The 19,983-nt window shown below is 68.0% G+C and carries 13 protein-coding genes and 5 pseudogenes; 8 read left to right on the top strand and 10 right to left on the bottom strand.

The genetic code is table 11. The annotated features are described in order from the left end of the window. Window positions 1–10: 10 nt before the first annotated feature. A complete protein-coding gene (locus OG306_RS03700) occupies window positions 11–1,054 on the bottom strand; it encodes a group II intron maturase-specific domain-containing protein (RefSeq protein WP_266744610.1) in 1,044 nt (347 codons plus the stop codon). 114 nt (window positions 1,055–1,168) lie between these two features. Here OG306_RS03700 and OG306_RS03695 point away from each other — a divergent pair, with 114 nt between their 5' ends. Continuing rightward, window positions 1,169–1,516 carry a hypothetical protein gene (locus OG306_RS03695; protein WP_266744339.1) on the top strand — a complete coding sequence of 116 codons (348 nt, stop codon included), beginning with the start codon at window positions 1,169–1,171 and terminating at the stop codon, window positions 1,514–1,516. 132 nt (window positions 1,517–1,648) lie between these two features. Continuing rightward, window positions 1,649–2,770, top strand: a pseudogene (locus OG306_RS03690) (recombinase family protein); the annotation flags it as partial. A gap of 528 nt (window positions 2,771–3,298) precedes the next feature. Here the strand turns inward: OG306_RS03690 and OG306_RS03685 are convergent. Beyond that, window positions 3,299–4,000 (bottom strand): annotated as a pseudogene (locus OG306_RS03685) (reverse transcriptase N-terminal domain-containing protein); the annotation flags it as partial. On the opposite strand from OG306_RS03685, the gene OG306_RS03680 reads away from it, so the two are divergent. Next, window positions 3,999–5,156 (top strand): IS30 family transposase, encoded by a 1,158-nt coding sequence (locus tag OG306_RS03680; RefSeq protein ID WP_432762221.1) that lies wholly within the window; start codon window positions 3,999–4,001, stop codon window positions 5,154–5,156. The pseudogene OG306_RS03685 and the gene OG306_RS03680 overlap by 2 nt on opposite strands. Here OG306_RS03680 and OG306_RS03675 read toward each other — a convergent pair. After that, window positions 5,093–5,860: pseudogene (locus OG306_RS03675) on the bottom strand (transposase); the annotation flags it as partial. The gene OG306_RS03680 and the pseudogene OG306_RS03675 sit on opposite strands and share 64 nt — an antisense overlap. A gap of 11 nt (window positions 5,861–5,871) precedes the next feature. On the opposite strand from OG306_RS03675, the gene OG306_RS03670 reads away from it, so the two are divergent. After that, window positions 5,872–6,237 carry an IS3 family transposase gene (locus OG306_RS03670; protein WP_327259695.1) on the top strand — a complete coding sequence of 122 codons (366 nt, stop codon included), beginning with the start codon at window positions 5,872–5,874 and terminating at the stop codon, window positions 6,235–6,237. A gap of 31 nt (window positions 6,238–6,268) precedes the next feature. Further along, window positions 6,269–6,430, top strand: coding sequence for a transposase (locus tag OG306_RS03665; protein ID WP_371665123.1), 162 nt, complete (start codon window positions 6,269–6,271; stop codon window positions 6,428–6,430). On the opposite strand, the gene OG306_RS03660 is transcribed toward OG306_RS03665, so the two are convergent. The 5 genes from OG306_RS03660 to OG306_RS03640 form a co-directional block, all read right to left on the bottom strand. Then, window positions 6,406–7,662, bottom strand: a complete 1,257-nt coding sequence (locus tag OG306_RS03660) for a tyrosine-type recombinase/integrase (RefSeq protein ID WP_266744607.1) — start codon at window positions 7,660–7,662, stop codon at window positions 6,406–6,408. The genes OG306_RS03665 and OG306_RS03660 overlap by 25 nt on opposite strands. 284 nt (window positions 7,663–7,946) lie before the next feature. Next, window positions 7,947–9,767 carry a group II intron reverse transcriptase/maturase gene (gene ltrA, locus OG306_RS03655; RefSeq protein WP_371665122.1) on the bottom strand — a complete coding sequence of 607 codons (1,821 nt, stop codon included), beginning with the start codon at window positions 9,765–9,767 and terminating at the stop codon, window positions 7,947–7,949. A gap of 591 nt (window positions 9,768–10,358) precedes the next feature. Continuing rightward, on the bottom strand, window positions 10,359–11,969 hold the full coding sequence (locus OG306_RS03650) for a transposase (RefSeq protein ID WP_371665121.1): 1,611 nt from the start codon (window positions 11,967–11,969) through the stop codon (window positions 10,359–10,361). Window positions 11,970–12,032: 63 nt separating this feature from the next. Then, entirely contained in the window at window positions 12,033–13,160 is a 1,128-nt protein-coding gene (locus OG306_RS03645) for a hypothetical protein (RefSeq protein WP_266744605.1), read from the bottom strand. Further along, on the bottom strand, window positions 13,157–14,227 hold the full coding sequence (locus tag OG306_RS03640) for a tyrosine-type recombinase/integrase (RefSeq protein ID WP_266744604.1): 1,071 nt from the start codon (window positions 14,225–14,227) through the stop codon (window positions 13,157–13,159). The genes OG306_RS03645 and OG306_RS03640 overlap by 4 nt, the downstream gene beginning before the upstream one ends. 122 nt (window positions 14,228–14,349) lie before the next feature. On the opposite strand from OG306_RS03640, the pseudogene OG306_RS03635 reads away from it, so the two are divergent. The 3 genes and pseudogenes from OG306_RS03635 (at window position 14,350) to OG306_RS03625 (ending at window position 18,156) form a co-directional block, all read left to right on the top strand. Further along, window positions 14,350–14,949, top strand: a pseudogene (locus OG306_RS03635) (IS5 family transposase). Beyond that, the gene (locus OG306_RS03630; protein ID WP_371665120.1) at window positions 14,946–15,176 is read left to right on the top strand and encodes a hypothetical protein; all 231 of its coding nucleotides are present in this window, start codon (window positions 14,946–14,948) and stop codon (window positions 15,174–15,176) included. The pseudogene OG306_RS03635 and the gene OG306_RS03630 overlap by 4 nt, the downstream one beginning before the upstream one ends. Before the next feature lie 280 nt (window positions 15,177–15,456). Then, window positions 15,457–18,156, top strand: a complete 2,700-nt coding sequence (locus tag OG306_RS03625) for a GNAT family N-acetyltransferase (protein ID WP_371665119.1) — start codon at window positions 15,457–15,459, stop codon at window positions 18,154–18,156. A 241-nt stretch (window positions 18,157–18,397) separates the two neighbouring features. Here OG306_RS03625 and OG306_RS03620 read toward each other — a convergent pair. Both OG306_RS03620 and OG306_RS03615 read right to left on the bottom strand, forming a co-directional pair. Beyond that, window positions 18,398–18,529, bottom strand: a pseudogene (locus OG306_RS03620) (CBS domain-containing protein); the annotation flags it as partial. A gap of 186 nt (window positions 18,530–18,715) precedes the next feature. Then, on the bottom strand, window positions 18,716–19,774 hold the full coding sequence (locus OG306_RS03615) for a lysylphosphatidylglycerol synthase transmembrane domain-containing protein (protein WP_266744599.1): 1,059 nt from the start codon (window positions 19,772–19,774) through the stop codon (window positions 18,716–18,718). Window positions 19,775–19,983 lie beyond the last annotated feature (209 nt).

The following is a 19,983-nucleotide window of genomic DNA, read 5'->3' as shown; positions in this document are numbered from 1 at the left end:
CGCACACGGCTCAAGCAAGCCCCAGAGGCTCGCGGGCAGGCAAAAGTACTGGACTCGTTGTCGCAGCGGCTCCATTCCGCCGCTGACAATGGGTGTGGAGGAGACGGAGTCGTTGACCGTCCGGCGTGCTCCCGTCCGGAAAGGCAATGTATTGCTTGGAGATCGCCTTCCGGATGACAACCCGCCACGCTTCCCATTCTCCTGGGCTTTGTGGCGGGTGGTCAGCGTGCAGTAGGAGCCCTCCGCAGATCGAACAACGGCCGTGCTGTGCCTGTAGGAGACGCACGGTCATGGCGTCGACTGGCAGGAGAATTCCCTTGCGTCGCCGCTGAGCCCAATATGACTCCAGGGCTGGGTCGTCCGGGGGCGCCTTCCCCTTGACCAACTGGTGCCGGACTATCTTCGTCCAGGAGAACTTGAGCAGGTAGGCGCCGCTGTCGCGGTCACCGAACACCCACCGGTCGTTCCTGGACTTGTTGAACCGGCCGAAGTACTTGTCGGATATCCAGTGCTTCGACTTGTTCGGGTGACTGTGCTTGGCCCACTTGTAAGCGAGCTTCCACATGTGATTGTCCAGCGCCGTGAAGATCTCGCTGGACACCACCGTCCGGTAGTAGGCCGACCAACCCCGCACGATCGGGTTGATCTTCTTGAGTACCGCACCGGCGTTAGCTCCTCGCAGGGCCACCATTTCGGTACTGAGCCGTTCCCGTATCCGTCTCTGAGCCGCTGTGCTCGGTTTGATCAGCAGTTTGCCGTGATAGCGGCGGACGTTGAACCCCAGGAAGTCGAATCCGCACTCCGCATGGACGATGCGTGTCTTGTCCTCGTGGAAGGCGAGTCCCCTGGGCGTCAGCCATGTAGCCAGCCGTTCCTTGACCTGCTCGGCCTGTTCACGGCTGGTGCACATCGCGACAAAATCATCTGCGTACCGCACCAGCACGGGGCTGCCGCTCTGCGCACTCCCGGCATCTCTGCCGGTGGTGTAATAGCGGACCCCTGCGGCTTCCTCCATTCCGTGCAGGGCCACGTTGAAGAGCAACGGGCTAATCACGCCCCCAACGCAATGGGCAACTTCTGCTTCGAGGTGACGCTCGGCTACCGGCGCTTGGAACTCCTTCCTCGCGCGGAGGGTAAGGAGCGTCACAATGGGTAGTAGGTTTGTGACATGGTGCGTGGTGATCGTGTCGATAGCGTCGAGTACGCCCGGCGGGTCAACGCCGCCGCGGATCTGGTCGGGGCGGGTGCGCCCGTGGCCGCAGCCGCCCGCACGTTGGCGAGTAGGTACGGGGTGTCGGTGCGTCAGGCACGCCGGTATCTGGAGCAGGCCATGGCCGCTGGACATCTCGAAGTCCCCGAGTCGAGCGTGGTGTTCACTGTCAAGCTGCCGGAATCGCTGGCAGGACAGATCCGCGCCCGTGCCCACGAGAGCGACCGGGCGATCTCCGCGGTGGTGGCCCAGGCCCTGGCCGAATTCCTTGAGCGGGGTGCCCCGGAGGGGCGGCCGGGCAGGTGAGCGGCCGGCCGGTGGAGGTGGAGGCGGTCTTCGACCGTCATGCGGCGGCGGACTTGTCCGCGGCCTATGCGGCGTTGGTTCCGCAGCGGCGGGCCCGGATACGGGATCGCCTGGAGCAGGCAGGAGTGAGCGATGACCAGCGTGGCGATCTACGCCCGGGTGTCCTCGGCCCGGCAGAAGAAGGACCAGACGATCAGCTCGCAGACCGCGGCCCTGCGCGCGCACGTCGCAGAACAGCGTCTTGAGCTGCCCGAGGAGTGGGTGTTCGAGGACGAGGGGCACTCCGGGGCGACCCTGGTGCGGCCCGCGCTGGAGCGGTTGCGCGACCTGGTCGCCCAGGTCGGCGTGGATGTGGTGCTGTGCTATGCGCCCGACCGCCTCGCCCGCAAGTTCGCTTACCAGGCCCTGCTGGTCGAGGAGTTCGCCCGGGCAGGCACCCGGGTGGAGTTCGTCCGCGGCCCACGCGGCGACAGCCCCGAGGACCAGCTGATGGTCCAGTTCCAGGGCATGTTCGCCGAGTACGAGAAGGCCCAGCTGATGGAACGCTACCGGCGCGGGAAGACCTACCGGGCCCGCTCGGGGGCGGTGAACGTGCTGGGCGGAGCCCCGTTCGGCTACCGCTACCTGCGCAAGACCCCCGAGTGCGGGGCCACCTACGAGATCGTCGAGTCCGAGGCGGCGCTGGTGGTCGAGCTGTTCCGCCGCTATACCGACGACGGGGTCTCCATCGCGGACCTGACCCGCTGGCTCACCGACAGCGGCACTCCCACCCGCACCGGCAAGACCCGCTGGGACCGCAGCGTGGTCTGGGGCATGCTCAAAAACCCCGCCTACCAAGGGCAGGCAGCCTTCGGCAAGACCCAGATCCTCCACGAGTCCCCGGGCCTGAACCGCCGGGCCCGCCTGGAGGGCCGCAGTACTCCGCGCGCCGTCAAGACCGCCGACCGCCCCCGCGAGGAGTGGATCACCATCCCCGTTCCCGCGCTCGTCACCCCGGCCACCTTCGAACGCGCCGCCCAGCGGCTCGCCGACAACAAGCGCTTCGCTTCGCGCAACAGCAAGGTCCCCTCCCTGCTTCAGGGGCTGTCGGCGTGTGTGAGCTGCGGATACGGCTACTACCGCACCTCGACCACTACTTCCTCCGGCAAGAAGATCTACTACTACCGGTGCCTGGGCTCCGACGACTACCGCTACGCGGGCGGCCGGGTCTGCACCAACAAGCCCGTCCGCGCCGACTACCTCGACACCGTCGTCTGGGACCACATCATCGGCATGATCGCCGACCCGCACCTGATCCGGTCCGAGATCGACAAGCGGCTGGACCGTGCCCGCACCTCCGACCCCGCCACCCGCCAGCGCAGCCGTCTCGAACTGGCCCTGGCCAAGGCCACCGCAGCGATCACGCGCATGATCGAGGCGTTCCAGGAACAGCTCGTCACCATCGATGAACTGCGGGCCCGGATGCCCGGCCTGCGGGCCCGGGAGAGTAACCTGCGTGGCCAACTCGACGCGCTGGAAGCCCAGCTCGCCGACCGCGACGCCTACCTCAAGCTCGCTGACGACCTCGAAGGCTTCCTCGCCCAGCTCCGCGAGAACGCTGGGACAGCCGAGGTCCCCGAGCGCCAGCGCGTCCTGAGGCTCCTCGTCAAGGACGTCCTCGTCGGCCCCGAGAAGATCACCATCCGGCACCGCATACCCGTGCGTGAGCGCACCGCCGACGACCAGCATCAAGATCAAGACGCTACGGAGGGTGACTCATGCCCGAGTTACCCATTGCGTTGGGGGCGTGATCACCCCTCCTTGCGGAGTTCCCTCCTCGGTCGGGGCGAACCGGCCGCGATCCACGACCCCGGCCTTCAGCCACTGACGGACCAGTCCCCGGGCGGGGAAGGTACCGAGAGCGGCCATGAGCCGGGCGTGGTCGATGCGGTCGAACGCCGCCGTCAGGTCTGCGTCGAGCACCCACACACGCTGCGGGTTCTTCCCGTTGAGCGTGGAGTAGATGGCCCCGATCGCGTCGTGACAGCCTCGTCCGGGCCGGAAGCCGTACGACTTCGGCTCGAACCGTGCTTCCCACTCGGGCTCCAATGCTCCCAATGCCACAGCTTGCAGGCACCGGTCAACAATCACGGGAATCCCGAGTCCGCGCTTCTTCGTGGTCCCCGGTTTGGGGATGAACACCCGCTTGACGGGCTTGGGAATCCACGGTCGGGCGCGATGCTGGACCCATTTGGCCAATTCGGCCTTGGACTGGGAAAGCAACACGACTTTTCCGTCGACTCCCGCCGTCGCACGTCCAGCGTTGATCTCCGTGACCCGTCGCACGCTCAGGAGCGTGTTCGCACGGGACCGGAGCATCAGCTTCTGCAAATTGCGGACCTTCTTCAGATCCCCTGCCTGCGATGCCGTGAAGATTCTCTGCCGCAGACGCCGTACTTGAATTCGATCGGTGGTTGCGAACATCCAAGGGGAGATGGTTCGCATGCCTCGTGGAGGAGCCAATCGCATGCCGTCGTCGGCCAGACGGCGGTACTTCGAGCTGCGGCGCAAGGGCCTGAAGGGGGCAGCGGCCGCCCGCCAAGTGGGCGTATCGGTGAGCTGCGGGTCCAACTGGTTCATCGATGCTGGAAGCATGATCATTCCTGACCCTCCCATCTCGCCACGCTTCCTGACCCAGGACGACCGGATCGCCATCGCCGACGGTCTGCGCGCCGGGCGGAGCCCGGTCGTCATCGCCGCCGAGATCGGCAAGAGCGTTTCGACGGTCTACCGGGAGATTGGACGCGGCCGGAAGGAGAACGGGGAGTACGAACCCTGGTGGGCACACAACCAGGCGCTCCTGCGTCGCCAACGCCCCAAAGAAGAGAAACTCCGCGACCACGGACCCCTGCGCGCGGCAGTGCGCGAGAAGCTCGACGAGAAGTGGTCCCCGCAGCAGATTGCTCGACACCTCGCACGCGAGCACCCGAACAACCCTCGCATGCGGGCCTGTCCGGAGACGATCTACCGTGGCCTGTTCGCTGGCCTTCTGGGCAAGCGTGAGGGCCGACTGCGCACCGGACGCACCCGCCGCAAGCGGCAACGCCGTGGCGTCGTCTCACCCAACAAGATCAAGAACATGACGCTCGTCCATGACCGACCCGCCACGGTCAACGATCGTGAAACGCCCGGCGATTGGGAGGGAGACCTCATCATCGGACGCGCTCAGCGGTCCGCTATAGGCACCCTCGTCGACCGCACGACCCGCTTCGTTCGCCTGATCCACCTGCCGCACGGCTGGAAGGCCCAGCCGATGCGCGACGCCCTGGTCTCGCAGACCGCCGATCTGCCACGAGCGTTGCGGCGGACCCTGACCTGGGACCAGGGGCGCGAGCTCGTCCTCCATGAAGAGATAGAGGCCCTCTCCGGCTTCCGGATCTATTTCTGCGATCCTCATTCTCCCTGGCAGCGCGGCACCAACGAGAACATCAACGGGCTGCTGCGGCAGTACTTCCCCAAGGGCACCGACCTTACGGTCCACTCCCTGCGCAACCTGACGGCCGTGGCCCGTCAGCTCAACGAGCGCCCCCGAATGGTCCTGGGAGACCGTACTCCGTCCGAGGTCATGCAAGACTGGGGCATAGCATCACAGTTTCCGTGATTCGCAATCACCGCTAGAAACCGCCCCGCCTCGTGCGAGATACGCATGGACTCATCATCGGCGAAGTCGACCCTCAGTCGGTTGGAGATCTGCTCCGGGCTCCATGATGTGGCCCAACGACGGTCGTGACGCCTCGGCTTATTCCGCCCATTCCACCGCGGTGCTGCGGGCCCCGGCGCCGGCGCGCCGTCCTGGTAGCGGATCTCTCCGGCGAGGCGGTCCTGGACGTACTCGTGCAGCCGCTCGTTGTCGGCGAGCTTGGACAATTTCGGTCGCTGTGCGGCCAGTTCGGCCTTCCACTGCGCGGTTGAGGCCCGGTAGGCGAGCTGTCCACCACGTGTGGCGGCATTGCGCCGCAGTTCTCGCGAGATCGTCGAAGGGTTCCGGCTCAGCCTGCGGGCGATCTCCCGGACCCCAGCGTCCTGAGCCTTCAGCAGAGCGATCTCTTCACGCTCTTCGAAGGAGAGGTATCTGCCCGACACCGGGCCAATCTGGATCGACGGCATCCCGCCACGTTCCCGGAACCACCGACTTCCCACGGGGCCCGACACGCCGCACGCGATCGCCGCGTCCTCGCTGGTCAGCCCCTCGGCGATCTTCTTCCAGAAAGCACGCTCCACATCCCGACGGATCGGCGGTGTGCCCGGCGATCGCATCGCCGGTCGCCCTGTTACCGCAGTGGTCCACCCAACCGGTCGTCCCATCGGACACCTCTATGATCAAGGTGTTGCGACGACCGGCTGAATCCGCGCAATATACGTCCATCAAACTCACAACACGCCTGGTCAGAGCAGGAATCCAAGCATCCATAGGGTCGGTCGGGGACTCGTACGACAACGCCCTGGCGGAGAACCTGTGGATGCTGGTCAAGACCGAGTGCATCCGCGGCCGCGTCTTCGCCACCAGAGCCGAGGCGAACCTCGCGCTCTTCGAGTACATCGACGGCTTCTACAACCCCCGCCGCATCCAGAAACGGCTCGGCTACCTCAGCCCGATCGAGTTCGAGGAAAAGCACTACGCCGACCAGGCAGCGACCGAACAAGTGAACCTGAAACCACGTCAACCCGCCCTGACCAGCTAGTCAGCCACTCCCGCCCAGCGGGGGAACCTCAATGGAGAGCTGGGGCGGCCGACCCGAGGGCTACTGCCACCGACAGATACTCGACGCGGTCCGCTACCTGGTCGACAACGGGATCAAGTGGCGTTACCTGCCCGCGGACTTCCCGCCCTTTCTGTGGAATCAGGTTTGTCAAGAAGATCCCGTCTTGCCCTGACGGACGTCGATGATCGGCAGCAATGTTGCAGTAGCGGGAACACCGATCTGACGAGGTGTCGGCCCGGAGGGAGTGGGGACGTCGGAGAGTCGTTCCAGGAGCTGTTCCAGGGCGGCCTGGCCGTCGTCGACCGCGGCGCGTTCGTCGTCCGTCAGAGGAATGCTGGCCAGCATCTTCTGCAGATTCTCCTTCGCCTCCAGCAGCTGACCCTTACTCGAGTCTTTCGGCGTGTAGAAGTCGCAGCGTGCGCAGGCCATGCGGTGCTGGCACTGCTCGAAGAAGGTGTAGGTGCACCAGCCGTGGCCGAGGTCGAAGTACTGCCAGGGCTCGCCGCTGGCGGCGGCGCCGGAGGCAACCGCGTCCCGGTCGACGAGGACTTCGATGGTGCGCACGTTCCTGGCGAAGTAGCCGGCGTCGTTGTAGGCCCTGGCCAGCGTGTTCGGGGTGATCTTCGCGTAGTGCGCGGTCGCCTCGGGAGTCCGGTGACCGAGCCATTCCTGCAGCTCGAAGAGCGTCATGGGCTCCTTGGCGTTGTAGAGCTGACTGGCGATGGTGGACCGGGCCCGGTGACTGGTGATGTTGCCGCGGACGTCAGCGGCGGGGACGCCGGCCTTGCGGCAGAGCATCGGGATGATCGCCGTGTTGATGTAGTGCTTGGCAACCTGGCGGGCCCGGTGGGCGAACAGGAAGTCGGCGTACTGATTGGTCTTGCGGTCGAGCATCTGCGGCTGGGTCGGCCTGACGGCCTGCCATGCCTCGATGGCCTGGCCAAGGAGCGGGTCGACGGGCTTGGTGAACGCGGTGCCGGTCTTGTGAGTGGGCACGTCCAGCAGGCAGACGGTGTCGCGGGCAAGGATCTCGCCGGAGTCGCCGGGAATGGGCAGGCCGTCGTGTTGCCAGCGGATGCAGCCGACCCGGAACCGTGCGATCTCGTCACTGCGTTGACCGGCGAACAGCCAGGTCAGGGTGATGGCCCGGATCAGTTCGACCGGATAGGTGCGGCCGTCCGCAGTCGGCAGATCGCCGAGCTCGACGTTCAGGCCCGCCCAGAGCAACTTGGCCCAGATGTCATCGGCGATCACCCGCGGGTCCGGCCCCATCAGGGCGCGAACGCTTCGCGGGGTTCTCAGGGCATGGGCCGGGTCGAACCTGCGCGGGATCAACTCCCATTCGTGCAGGTCGCGGAAGAACGCGCGGGGCACTTTGAGGTAGCCGGAGACTCTGGTGCGCAATTCCGGGTGGGTGGTCAGGCTGTGAGTCGGTAGCTGAGGCGGGTGAGGTTGCTGGTGCGGCTGCGGTCCAGTGGATGCTCGGTCCAGTGGGCGTCTAGGCGGACGACGTTGATCGCGGTGGCGGAGAAGGCGTGCTGGAGGCGGACTTTCGGCAGCCCGCGGTAGCGGGCCCGGCGGATGCCGGTGATGTCGAGTGCCTGTCGGGTAGCGGCGGCGCGTTGCCGCGCCGCCGCCCCCTGAGAACCGTGCGGGCGGGTTGGCCCCGCACACGGCTCAAGCAGGCCCTATGGCTCACGGGCGGGCAGAAGGCTGGGCCCCTTGCCGGTGGCGGTGACAAGCCGTTGTCGGCAGTGGGCGTGCAGGAGTTGGGCGGGTGGGGCGTCCGGTGTGCCCGGCCCGGTGATGACGATCGCCTTGCGGCTGATCGCTTTGCGGGTCGCCCGCAGCCACTGCTCCCACGCGATGGGGCTGGACGGCGGATGGTCAGCGTGCAGCAGAAGAGCCCCGCAGAGCGGACAGCGGCCGTTCTGGCGGTTGAGCAGGTGCCAGTCGGCCTTGTCGATCAGCGGGATCACGTCCTTGCGCCGCCGCCGGGCCCAGTACTCGGTCAGTGCCGGGTCATCCGGAGACGCCCCGAACTTGACGAGCTGGTGCCGGACGATCTTCGTCCACGCGAACTTGGTGAGGAACCGTCCGCTGCCGCGGTCTCCGAAGACCCACCGGTCACCCCGGCGGGGGTTGAACTCTCCGAAGTAGCGGTGCACGATCCAGTCCTTTGGCTTGTTCGCGTGTTCGTGCTTGGCCCACTTGTAGGCGAGCTGCCACACGTAGAAGTCCAGCGAGCTGAAGACCCTGCTGGACACCCCGATCCGGAAGTAGGCGGACCAGCCCCGGATGATCGGGTTGAGGGTCCTGATCACCGCCTCGGCATTGGACCCGCGCAGGTCCCACATCTCGGCGGCGAGCCGTTTCCGGATCCGTTTCACGGACGCCTTGCTGGGTTTGATCAGCAGTTTCCGGTTGCGATACAGCCGGACGTGGAAGCCCAGGAAGCAGAAGCCCTCGGTGAGGCGCACGATGCGCGTCTTGTCCTCGTTGAAGGCGAGCCCTCTGGGTTCCAGCCAGGCGGCGAGCCGCTGCTTGACCTCCTCGGCCTGCTCACGGCTGTGGCACATCGCCACCAGATCGTCTGCGTACCTCACCAGCACGGGGCTCTTGCGCATCACGCTCCCGGCGTGGATGCCGCTCGCGTGATACCGCACCCCGGCGGCCTCCTCCATTCCGTGCAGAGCCACGTTCATCAGCGCGGGGCTGATCACACCGCCCTGGGGAGTTCCCTCCCCGGTCTCGGTGAGCCGACCGTCCTCGACCACACCGGCCCGCAGCCACTGCGCGACCAGTTCCCGCGCGGGAAACGTGCCGAGCCGCCGGAGCAAGTGATCATGGTCGATCCGGTCGAATGCCGCCGCCAGGTCCGCGTCAAGTACCCATGGCCGACCAGGGTTGGGGCCCCGGCAGGTCAGAAAGATGGACTCGATCGCGTCATGACAGCCACGGCCGGGCCTGAATCCGTAGGACCTCGGCTCGAACCGTGCCTCCCACTCGGGCTCCAGAGCACCAAGGACCACAGCCTGAAGACAGCGGTCCAAGATCACGGGAATGCCGAGCGGACGCCGACGCCCGTCGGGCTTCGGCACATACACCCGTCTGACGGGCCGGGCCGTCCACGACTCGGAGCGGTGCTGCACCCAGTCGGCCACCTCGGCCTTGCCGGGCGCGGTCAGCACCACCTTGCCGTCGACGCCCGCCGTCTCGCGGCCAGCGTTGACCTCCGTCACCCGCCGCACCGCATGCAGTGCGTTGGCGCGGGAACGGAGCATCAGCTTCTGCAAATTGCGGACCCTCTTCAGGTCCCCTGCCTGTGACGCCGTGAAGATCCTCTGCCGCAGCCGCCGTACGTCGTCATCCACCCGCTGCCAGTCGATCGACAGCCAGTCGGTGACATCGTCCTCGGGTCCGTTCACCACCGCGATCACAGCCGGAGCGGCATCTGCCATCCCGGCCTCCTTCACCGCCTTGGTGTCCAACTTGTCCCTCGGTTCCATCGCCTTCGGTCATCGTCACTTCACAGGCCCACCAGACCCACGTCAGCACCCTTTCGGGTCCGGGCAGCTGCCCGTATCCGGCCGGTTATACGAGACGACCGGCGGAGGGGCCGGTCATCGTGTCCCGCTTTCCCGCTGCCTTTCGGCCGCCGGCGTTCGCTTCTTGGGTCCTCCTGTTCCCGCCGGGGAGTTGAGCTCTCCTCGCGGTCGGCCAACCGGGCACCGGATAACCGGCCCCGGACCCCGACGGGGTTTCCGCGTTGCACACGTACGAGATCCGACTGGGGTGGGCGCCCCCTATGCCCCGGGAACAGCGGTGTCCTACGACTGCAACTCACCTCTTACAGTCGCCGCTTGCCGCCTCTCAACGGCCGGTTCCTGGACTCCGGCAGAGCGATCCATCATCCGGAGCTGATACCTGACGAGACATCAACCAGGGGTTCACTCGTCGTTCGCCCGTCCAGTCTTCCCCTTCGCCTGTGGTCCCCGGATGGCACGGGCACCCTTGGGCTTGACCCCCTGAGCTCCGCACCCCGCGGTTACCCGCAACGCACGTCAGGGTGGGGACAGACCCTGGACACTGGCCCGGAACTACACCTTCAACATCGAACCTCCACTCGGTGTGTTCACTCGTATCGTGCGCCCTCGTGTCGCACGGTTGATGGTTCCTTCCACTCCGGCCCGCAGGGCGTACTTGTCCTTCCAGGTCTTGGTCTTCTGTTCGGCGCGGGCGGCGGCGAGGACGGTGTGCAGGTGCTCGGGGTAGAGGGTGAGCATGCGGTTGCCGCGCCGGGCCGAGGTGCACTCGGGTCGGACGGGGCATGCTTGGCAGTCCGTCTTAGCGAACTCGACGACGATGGCGTCTCGTTCGCGTTGTCGCACCGGGTGCCATCCGGTGCTGGTGTTGCCCTGGGGGCAGCGGACCCGTCGGGCTTTCCAGTCGATCCGGAAGGCGCTCTTGTCGTAGCGGGCGTGGCTCTTGGCCTGGGCGGATCGGTCGAGGAGGACGGGAGTGACCATGACGGTTCCGCGGCTGCGGGCGGTCTCGATCAGTTCGGCGGAGGGGTAACCGGAGTCCAGGTAGTGCTCGGCGGGCGGCAGGCCGCGGTCGGCGAGTTGTTGCTGGATCGGCGCGGTGGCCTTCACGTCCGGCACCGTCGACAGGGTGGTGGTCACATCCGTGATCAGGTTCGGCCGTCCCCGGACTTCGGCTTCGGCTTCGGCTTCGGCTTCGGCTTCGGCTTCGGGGGGAGTGTTGTCGCAGCTCTCGGTGAGATGGACCTTGTAGCCGAGCCAGAACAGGTCGTCGCCCTTGGCGGACCAGCGGGCGTCGGTGTCGTAGGGCGAGGCGAGGCGGAGATGGCCGGGCGGGACACCGTCCTCGTCGGCTTCCCGCTTGCTGACCACCTCCTTGCCCCGGCTGCTGGTGCGGACGGTGTAGGTCTGCACGAGGACTTGGCGCATGATGTCCACGGCCCCGATCTCCCGCAGCCAGGCCGGCGCGTCGGGCGACCAGACGGCCCGGCACAGCCGCAACGCGTCCTGTCCGTAGACCTGGGACAACTGGTCGCGCTTGACCTTGGAGCCGGGCAGTTTCCAGCTGTCGACCCGAGGTCCGTAGCGGTGGGCGAACTCCGGCACGTCCACGGCCCGGGCCAGCCAGTCCGGTGCCGCGACCGACAGCGCCTCCAGCGCAGCCCGCACGCTCTCCCCGGCCAGCTCCAACCGGTTCAAGTCCCGTACCGCGCTGACCACATGGGTGGAATCGGTGCGCTGCTTTCCTCCCGCGGCCACCAGCCCGGCGTCCACGCAGTACTCAAGGAGCCGGTCGAAGACGACACGCTCCATGCCGTTGCCGACCAGGCGGGCCCGGAACCGGGGCAGCACACTGTGGTCGAAGCCGGTGTCCGTCAGCTCCAGGCCGAGGGCGTACTTCCAGTCGATGGCCCGTATCGCCATCGCCGCGGCCTGCCGATCAGTCAAATTCTCCGCGAACTGCAACACCGTGACCAGCGACAGCATCCCCGGCGACAGACCCGGCGCCCCACGCACCCCGAACGCCTCGGCGAACGGCTCATCGGTGAAGACCTCCCCGAGCCGGTCCCGCACCCGGATCGCCAAACTCCCCTGCGGGAACGCCGCCCGCGCGACCCGCACCGTCTGCTCCGGCACCGGCGGCAGCCCCATCGGCCGCAACGACATCACAACCCACCCTCCACGGCCGGACGACACGTAACGACCGCAGGAACGATCATCACCTACCGGTCAAGCAGCCGCAGAGAATTGCGCACCAGAGTCGCCGGACTTCGTCTGCGGCGTGAGCGGTTTTCCCAGGCGGTTCTGCGAGCGCATGCCGTGGGTCCACTGCGAGAAGTCGCCGACAGCCATCCGGTCCACGGCCGCGACCCAGGACGCGCACGTCTGGCGGGTCCACTGGCTGGGCTCGGTGATCTCGGGGTGCTCGGAGGCCAGCCAGCGGCCGATCTTCGCGAGCACGCTGCGGTAGCCTCTGCAGATCCTCGGAGTCAGCGTCGATGTCGCATACCAATGCTCGACCGACGCCGCCCATGCGGCGGGGACTCCCTCCATCGCGGCCGGTCCTGCCTCATGCCCTGACGGTGGCGGGTCCGCGTGGCCGAGTGCCGCGACCGCCCGGTGGAGGCCGTAGAGGTCCTTGCCCCACTGCCCACTCATCGCCGGGTGAACACGCAGTGCGGCCAGGGCTTCGGTGGACAGGTCCTTCAGTAGCGGGCTGCGGTTCAGCAGCAGCATCTGGCAGATCACCGCGGCCAGCTTGTCGGCGTCACGGCGATAGCCCCAGTCGGCCAGGACCTTGCAGATCCGCTGGACGGCATTGTCGACGAGATGGGCCCCGAAGACCCGACGGGCCAGGGTCGGCCGCATGAAGCGACCGAGTCGGTCGAAGGCGGTGAACTCGCCGAGCAGATAGGCATAGACGATCACGAACGGCCGGGCGTTGGGGCCGATCTGGCCACCCCATGAGCGCCGGAAGTCGGCGCCGCTGGCGTTGATCAGGTCCACCCAGTCGTCCGCTGACCAGCCCCAGAAGGCTCGGCGAAGCTCGCCGCAGCGGATCAGCACCAGTCCGGCTGCGTCCCGCGCGAACCGCCGCTGGTGACGGTCGTCCGGCGGCCAGTGCAGACCAGCGAGAGCGTCCGCCAACGGCCTCGCCAGCCGGGCCACCGGCCGAAGCACCACAGCGTCGAGGCTGAGGCCGTCTCGCCGGATCTGATCGATTTTGAGTGTCCTCAGCGCTTCCGCCTCAGCCTCGGTGAGCAGACCGCGACGGTCGTAGCGGGCAAGATCGACGGACGATGCCCAGGTCGGAGTGCTTGTCGGCTGTGTCGCCGTCGTACTCGACTGTGCGGTCACTCGGCGACCGCCTCAGAGGCGCGGGCGGCACGGGTGAGCATGTCGACGCGCCAGGAATGGATCTGCTGCATGCCCCGGTTCAGCTTCTCCGCCAGGTCGCGGCCCGAGAGGTGGATGTAGGTCAGCGTCGACTCGGTGCTGCGATGCCCGGCAAAAGAGGCGATGGCGTGCAGTTCCCAGCCCATCCGGGCCAAGTCGGTCAAGCACAGATGCCGCGTGGTGTGAGTCGAGAACCGAGGCAGGTCGGCGGCGAGACCAACGCGACGAATCACCTTCGACCAGGTCCACAGGGTCAGCGGCTGGCCGTAGTTGCGGCGCGACTCGGACAAGAACAGCGGCCCGCGGGCCCGGCTGATCGTGGCCCGATGCGTGAGATAGCCGGACAGCAGAACCCCGGTCGCCGCCGAGTAGGGGACGACGCGCTCGCGCCGGGTCTTCGTCGTCTCGGCCCGAATCCGCAGGGTCCGGTGGGCGGGGTCGAGGTCATCGGTCCGTAGTGAGCACAGTTCCTCGCGCCGCAGGGCCGCGTCGTAGGCGAGAGCGAGCATGACGCGGTTGCGTACGGGTTCCTCGCGCGCGACGTCCAGCAGGTCTAGCCACTGCTGTTCGCTCGGGATCCACGGCAGTTTCGTCAGCCGGGGTACCAGCCCTCGCTGGTGTCCGCCGAACTTCCGGACCGGGGTGTAGCGGCCGCGGCCGACCGGGTTGGACTCTCGCAGACCCTCCTCGATGAGGTAGTCGTAGAACAGCCGCACCGGCACCAAACGTTGCTGCAGTGTCGCGTTCGCCAAGCCGGCCCCGGAGTCCAGCACGACGACATTGCCTCCCCGACGGCTCGGCCGCGTTGCCAGCTCCTTCACGAACGCCGCCACGTGCAGACGCTTCGCGACGAGCGGGTCGATTCCCTCTCGCTCGCAGACCAGCAGGTACTCAGCCAGTCCCCGCGCGTACGCGTCGATCGTCCGGGGTGCCCGCCCCAGATCCGTCCATATTCGCAGCCACTCGGCTGCCCTCTCGTGCCGGCTAAGGACCGGCCACTTCTCCTCGAACACGACCGCGCTGCCCAACGGATCTCCTCAGTACGTGGGGACGCCGCAGGATACGAGTTGCATCCCGCGGCGTGTGATTCCACGTAACTAATAGGGCCCGTGTCTACGCGTTCTTCCGCCGCTCGCGCGACCGCGGCCTGGTGCGGGAACTGCATGACCGGCTCCGTGAGCGTGTCCGCCGGGCGGAGGACAGGGAAACGGAGCCGATAGCAACCATCGTGGACTCGCAGTCGGTGAAGGCCGATGCCACCGTCAAGAACGCCTCACGGGGCTACGACGGCGGGAAGAAGATCAACGGCCGCAAGCGGCACCTCATCACGGACTGCCTCGGCCTGCTCCTGGACGTACTGGTCACGCCCGCGTCCACGACAGACCGGGACGCTGGCCGCACGATGCTGCCCAACCTGCCAAAACGCTTCCGGGAACTGCGGCTGGTCTGGGCCGACGGCGGCTACACCGGCCATCTCGTCGACTGAGCCTCCCAGGAACTCGGCCTGCGTCTTGAGGTGGTCAAACGCAGTGACGACACCAGCGGTTTTTGCGTGCTGCCCCGCCGCTGGGTCGTCGAGAGGTCGTTCGCCTGGCTGATGCGGAGCCGGCGCCTGGCCCGCGACTACGAAACAGAGCCTGTCAGCAGCGAGGCCGTGATCCTGTGGTCGATGATCATGGTGATGAGTCGGCGCCTCGCCCGGCGCGAGGCGGCTACGCGGCAGCGGCGGGCACCGGGGCGGGCAACGTGAACCGGCCCGGCCTGTCCTCGGCCAGCCAGCCCCGCTCCACCAGCCGCTTCATTGCCCGCAACGACGGCATCCGCCACCTGCACATCGACGGCTTCTACAACTCCCGCCGAATCCAGAAACGACTCGGCTACCTCAACCCCGTCGAGTTCGAGGAGAAGCACTACGCCAACCAGGCAACGACCGAACGAACGAACCTGAAACCCCGTCAACCCCTCCTGACCACTTGATCAGCACCTCCCGCAGGTCGGGGGAACCTCAATCACGGCTCCCGGTCATGGGTGCGCGGACCGTGGGCGGCCCGAACGGCCGAGGACCGATAGGCGCGGGTGACGCTGCCGCCTGATCCGGGAAGCGCGCGACGACGAGCGTCGGCAGTCTCACGGAGCACCGACATGAGCTACACGGGGGCCGGTCGGTCCCCGTGTAGCCCCGGAAGACCCCTGTGACCAGGCCGCTCTGCGTCTCATCGTGGGATTGCTGTCCTCCGGATCCGTGAGAGGTGCTGCTATGACATCCGGCGTCCCGGCCACCCCCGAGGTCTCCGCGCTGCTAGCCGACGGGAGCACGGTGCGGCTACGCCCGGCACGGCCGGACGACCATGCGCGGGTGCTGCGGCTCTACGACAACATGTCCGTCGCCAACCTGCGCAGTCGGTTCTTTGGAGTGAGCAGGCTCTCCGGTGCGCAGGCCGCCGACCGGCTCTGCGTAGCGCCCACAGCTGGGCACCGCACCCTCGTAGCAGTCTTCGCCGACCGGCTGGTCGGCGTGGCCGAGTACGAGACCGCCGACAACCCCGCCTCGGCGGAGTTCGCCATGGCGGTCGCCGACGACTTCCATCACCGTGGCGTGGGCACCCTCCTGCTGGAGCATCTCGTGCACGCCGCCCGCGCGGACGGTGTCACCGCGTTCACCGCCGACGCTCTCACCGACAACCGCCTCGTCCTCAAGGTCTTCGCCGATCTCGGCCTGTGCGTCACCCGTCACTTCGACGGCGGCACGGTGCACTGCGTCATAGGCCTGGCCCCGGACGAGCGGTACTTGTCGGCTGTCGACAGCCGCGACCGCAGCGCCGACACCGCAAGCCTGCGACCGCTGCTGCGCCCCCGCTCCGTGGCGGTGATCGGCGCCGGAACGCGGCCGGGATCGGTCGGCCGGGCCATCCTGCGCAACCTGCGCGACGCCCGATTCCCGGGCCTGTTGTACGCGGTCAACCCGCACGCGCACGCCGTACTGCGCATTCCTGCCTTCGCCTCCATCGGTGCTCTCCCTCATCCACCCGACCTCGCGGTTCTCGCCGTTCCGGCCGCCGCCGTACCGGAGACCGCCGCCCAGTGCGGCAGGGCCGGGGTAGGGGCCTTGGTGGTCGTGACATCGGGCCTCGGCGCGAGGCGGACGGCGGAGCTGACCACGGCTTGCCGCCACTGGGGAATGCGGCTGGTCGGCCCCAACTGCCTGGGCATTGCCAATACGGAAGAGTCCGTCCACCTGGACGCGACGTTCGCCGTTCGCAGGCCGACACCGGGCACCGCGGGGATAGCCGTGCAGTCCGGCGGCGTTGGCATCGCGCTCCTCGATGGACTGTCGCGCCTGGGCATCGGCATCTCCAGCTTCGTCTCGCTCGGCGACAAACGCGACGTGAGCAGCAACGACCTGCTGCGGTGGTGGGAGTGCGACGGCAGGACCGACCTGGCCCTGCTGCACTTGGAGTCGTTCGGCAACCCCCGGGTGTTCTCCCGCACCGCTCGCCGCGTTGCCCGCCGGATGCCGTTGCTGACGGTCGACGCCGGGCGCTCCGCAGCCGGCCGCCGGGCGGCCGCCTCGCACACCGCGGCGGCGGCGACCCCGACCATCACCCGGCGGGCGCTGTTCACCCAGGCCGGTGTGACGGCCACCCGGACCCTTGGCGAACTCCTGGACACCGCGGCCCTGCTGAACACCCAGCCGCTGCCTGCGGACGGCCGCATCGCGGTGCTCTCCAACGCGGGCGGGACCGGTGTGCTGACCGCGGATGCCTGCGTGGATGCCGGGCTGACCGTGCCCGAACTCCCCGTGGACCTGGCCGGTGCGCTGCTCGCCATGCTCCCGGACGGTGCGGGTACCGCCAACCCAGTGGACACCACGCCCGCTGTGAGCGCACCGGTACTGAGCGAATGCGTGGAGCGGCTCGCACGTTCCGGTGCGGTCGACGCTGTCCTGGTGGTCCTGGTGCCCACCGCATTGGCCACAGCGGTCGGCGACGAACTGAGCAGTGCCCTGACGGACCCGGTGCCGCACCACCGTCCCAACTGTCCCGTGGTCGCGGTCCTGCTCGACCAGGCCGAGCGGGTCCGGTTGCTGCCCACGACGGACGGGCATGCGGTCCCCGCCTACGGCGAACCGCAGTCGGCTGCCCGCGCCCTGTCCTACGCGGTGGAACGGGCGCATTGGCTCGCCAAGCCGCACGGCAACATGCCGCGGCCGACGGGTGTCGACACCTGCGGAGCACGCGCACTTGTCGACGCCTGCCTCGCGAGGACGCCGGAGGGTGGCTGGCTGGACGCGCGCCAGACCGGGGAACTGCTCGGTCACTACGCAATTCCCCAGCTGCCGCAAGCCTGTGCCGCCACCGAGCAGGAGGCAGTCGACGCCGCCGTACGCCTCGCAGGCCCCGACGGCGGTGTGGCGCTCAAGGCGCAGTGGCCCGGACTCGTCCACAAAAGCGAGCAGGGCGCCGTGCTTCTCGACCTTTACGGTGGGGAGCGGGTACGGGCAGCCCACCGCGATCTGAGCGCCCGCCTCGGCGAAGTCATGACCGGCGTCCTTGTCCAGCCGATGGCCCCTCGGGGCACCGAACTGCTGGCCGGGGTCGTCCAAGACGAGGTCTTCGGCGCGCTCGTTCTTTTCGGGCTCGGGGGCACCACGAGCGAGTTGCTCGCCGACCACGCGGCGCGACTCGCCCCGCTCACCGACACCGATGTCCACGAACTGATCACCGCACCGCGCTGTGCTCCGCTCCTGTCCGGATACCGAGGTGGCGGGCCTGTCGATCTCGCCGGTCTTGAAGACCTGTTGGCGCGCCTGTCGCTCATGGCGGACGATCTTCCCGAACTCGCCGAGGCGGAATGCAACCCGGTCGTCGCCCGGCCCGACGGCATCACCGTCGTCGACGCACGGATACGTCTGCTGCCGCGCCGGGCCTGGGATCCCTATCTGCGCAGGCTGCCGTGAGCCGCGCTGCCCGGAAGAGGAGACGATGTCGGCACCGCCGACCACGCCCTGGTACAGGTACCGGCGTGGTCGGCGGTGCCGACCGCTGGGACGGTAATGCGACAGGACCGCGGTCTTCACGGGGCATCGCGAAGGACGACGCAGTGCGCACGCGGAATGGTGGGGCGAGCAGCGTGTTCCGATCACGCCGCTCGGCGCACATCCGGCATGGTCAAGGTCAAGGAGTCGCGCAGAATGGACCCTACGAAGTGCCCCAACTGCCTTCCGGGAGATGCCGAGCGAGGTCGGCTTCGGTGATCATGCCGACCAGCCGGTGCTCGTCGATGACTGGCAGCCGCCGGATCCGGTGCTCCTCCATGGCGTGCAATACCTGCTCCTGCCCGAACGGAGTGACCGAGACCGTGTGATGAGCACCGCTTCGCCGGTGGCTCCCCGGGTCCGTGCCCCGGTGAACCACGCGCCAGGCGACGGCAGGGCCGGTCGGGCGCATGGGAACCAGGGCGGACGAGGTTCTCACGGCGCCCCATCGATCCAGTGGCGCTCTCATCCGGTGTGCCGGTCAGGTCCGGCGCGGTGGTCCGCGTCGCGAGCTGAAGGTCAGACCCAGCCAGCATGCCCAGCCGATGGGTTGCAGCGCCCAGTAGCTCGCCGTCCGGTAGAGCAGCGTGAGCGCGATTGCCTGGTCGGTGCGCAGCCCGCACAGCACGAGCAGCGCTGTCAGGCTGGCCTCCACCACACCGAGACCGCCCGGCGTCAGCCGCAGGCTGCCCGTCATCTGGGCGAGCGTGTATGCCACGAGGATCCCGCGCCAAGGAATGCCGATGCCCAGCCCCCACGCGCAGGCGAGGAGGCAGGCCGCGTCGCACACCCAGTTGAGCAGCGCGAGGGCGAAGGGCTGCAACCATGGGCGCAGCCCCGGTCGAACGGCATGGACGTGCCGGACGAGGGCAAGCAGGTCGTCCTCGATGTTCCGCAGCTGCCGGGAACGTACCCCGAGCCGCCGCCAGAACCGCCAGAACCGGCGACGTACCGGCCGGAAACGGGAGAGACCAGCCACAGCGCCCACGATCACGCTGAGGATCGCCACGAGCCCGAGCACCACAGGCCGCAGCGCGCCGAGCCCCGCGGAGCCAATCGCCAGCGCACCGGTCGCCAGCAGCGCAAAGAGCGCGGCCACCGACAGCACTCCCGAGACGGCAAGCACCGCTCCCGCGAGTACCTGCCCGACACCCCTGCGCCGCAACTGCGTGAACATCCATGCGGCCGCGAACGCCGCCCCGCCGGGCAGTGCACCGGCGACAGCGTTGGCCGCCAGCACGATGGTTCCGACGACCTTGAGGCGCAAGCGTGCCCCGCCCATCCGCAGCAGCCACTGCTGCAGTGCGATCAGAGCACCGAGAGACGCTGCCTCGAACCCGGCGACGAAGACCAGCCGGGGCAGCCGGACTGCGGCGATCAGGTGCGAGGCCGCAGCCAGGTCGTGCCGCCGGTACACCGCGACGACCGCCGCGATTACCACCAGGGCGACGGAGCCGAGCCACCATAGCCGACGTGGCGCCCTGAAGGGTGCGGCAACGAAGCCTTCGCCGCGCTCGACGTTCTCGTCCGCGCCGTTCATGTCGGCCACCGTACGGCGCCACACCGCCCGACGAGGTGAGCCGTGAGCGAACCGTCCTGTACCGGGCCCGACGGCGGCCCCGTCGTGCGCGCAGTTGTCCGCAGGAAGCGCCGGGACGGACCACTCACCCGACGGAACGTGCAGTCGGAAGGTGCCGTGTCGTGTCCGGCCGCAGCTCCACTGTTGATCATTGACCGTCGGCGGGGCCG

This window comes from Streptomyces sp. NBC_01241 (genome assembly GCF_041435435.1).
Taxonomy (GTDB): Bacteria; Actinomycetota; Actinomycetes; order Streptomycetales; family Streptomycetaceae; genus Streptomyces.
The sequence above is the reverse complement of the archived record's forward strand: the minus strand, read 5'-3'. Positions and strand labels throughout refer to the sequence as shown.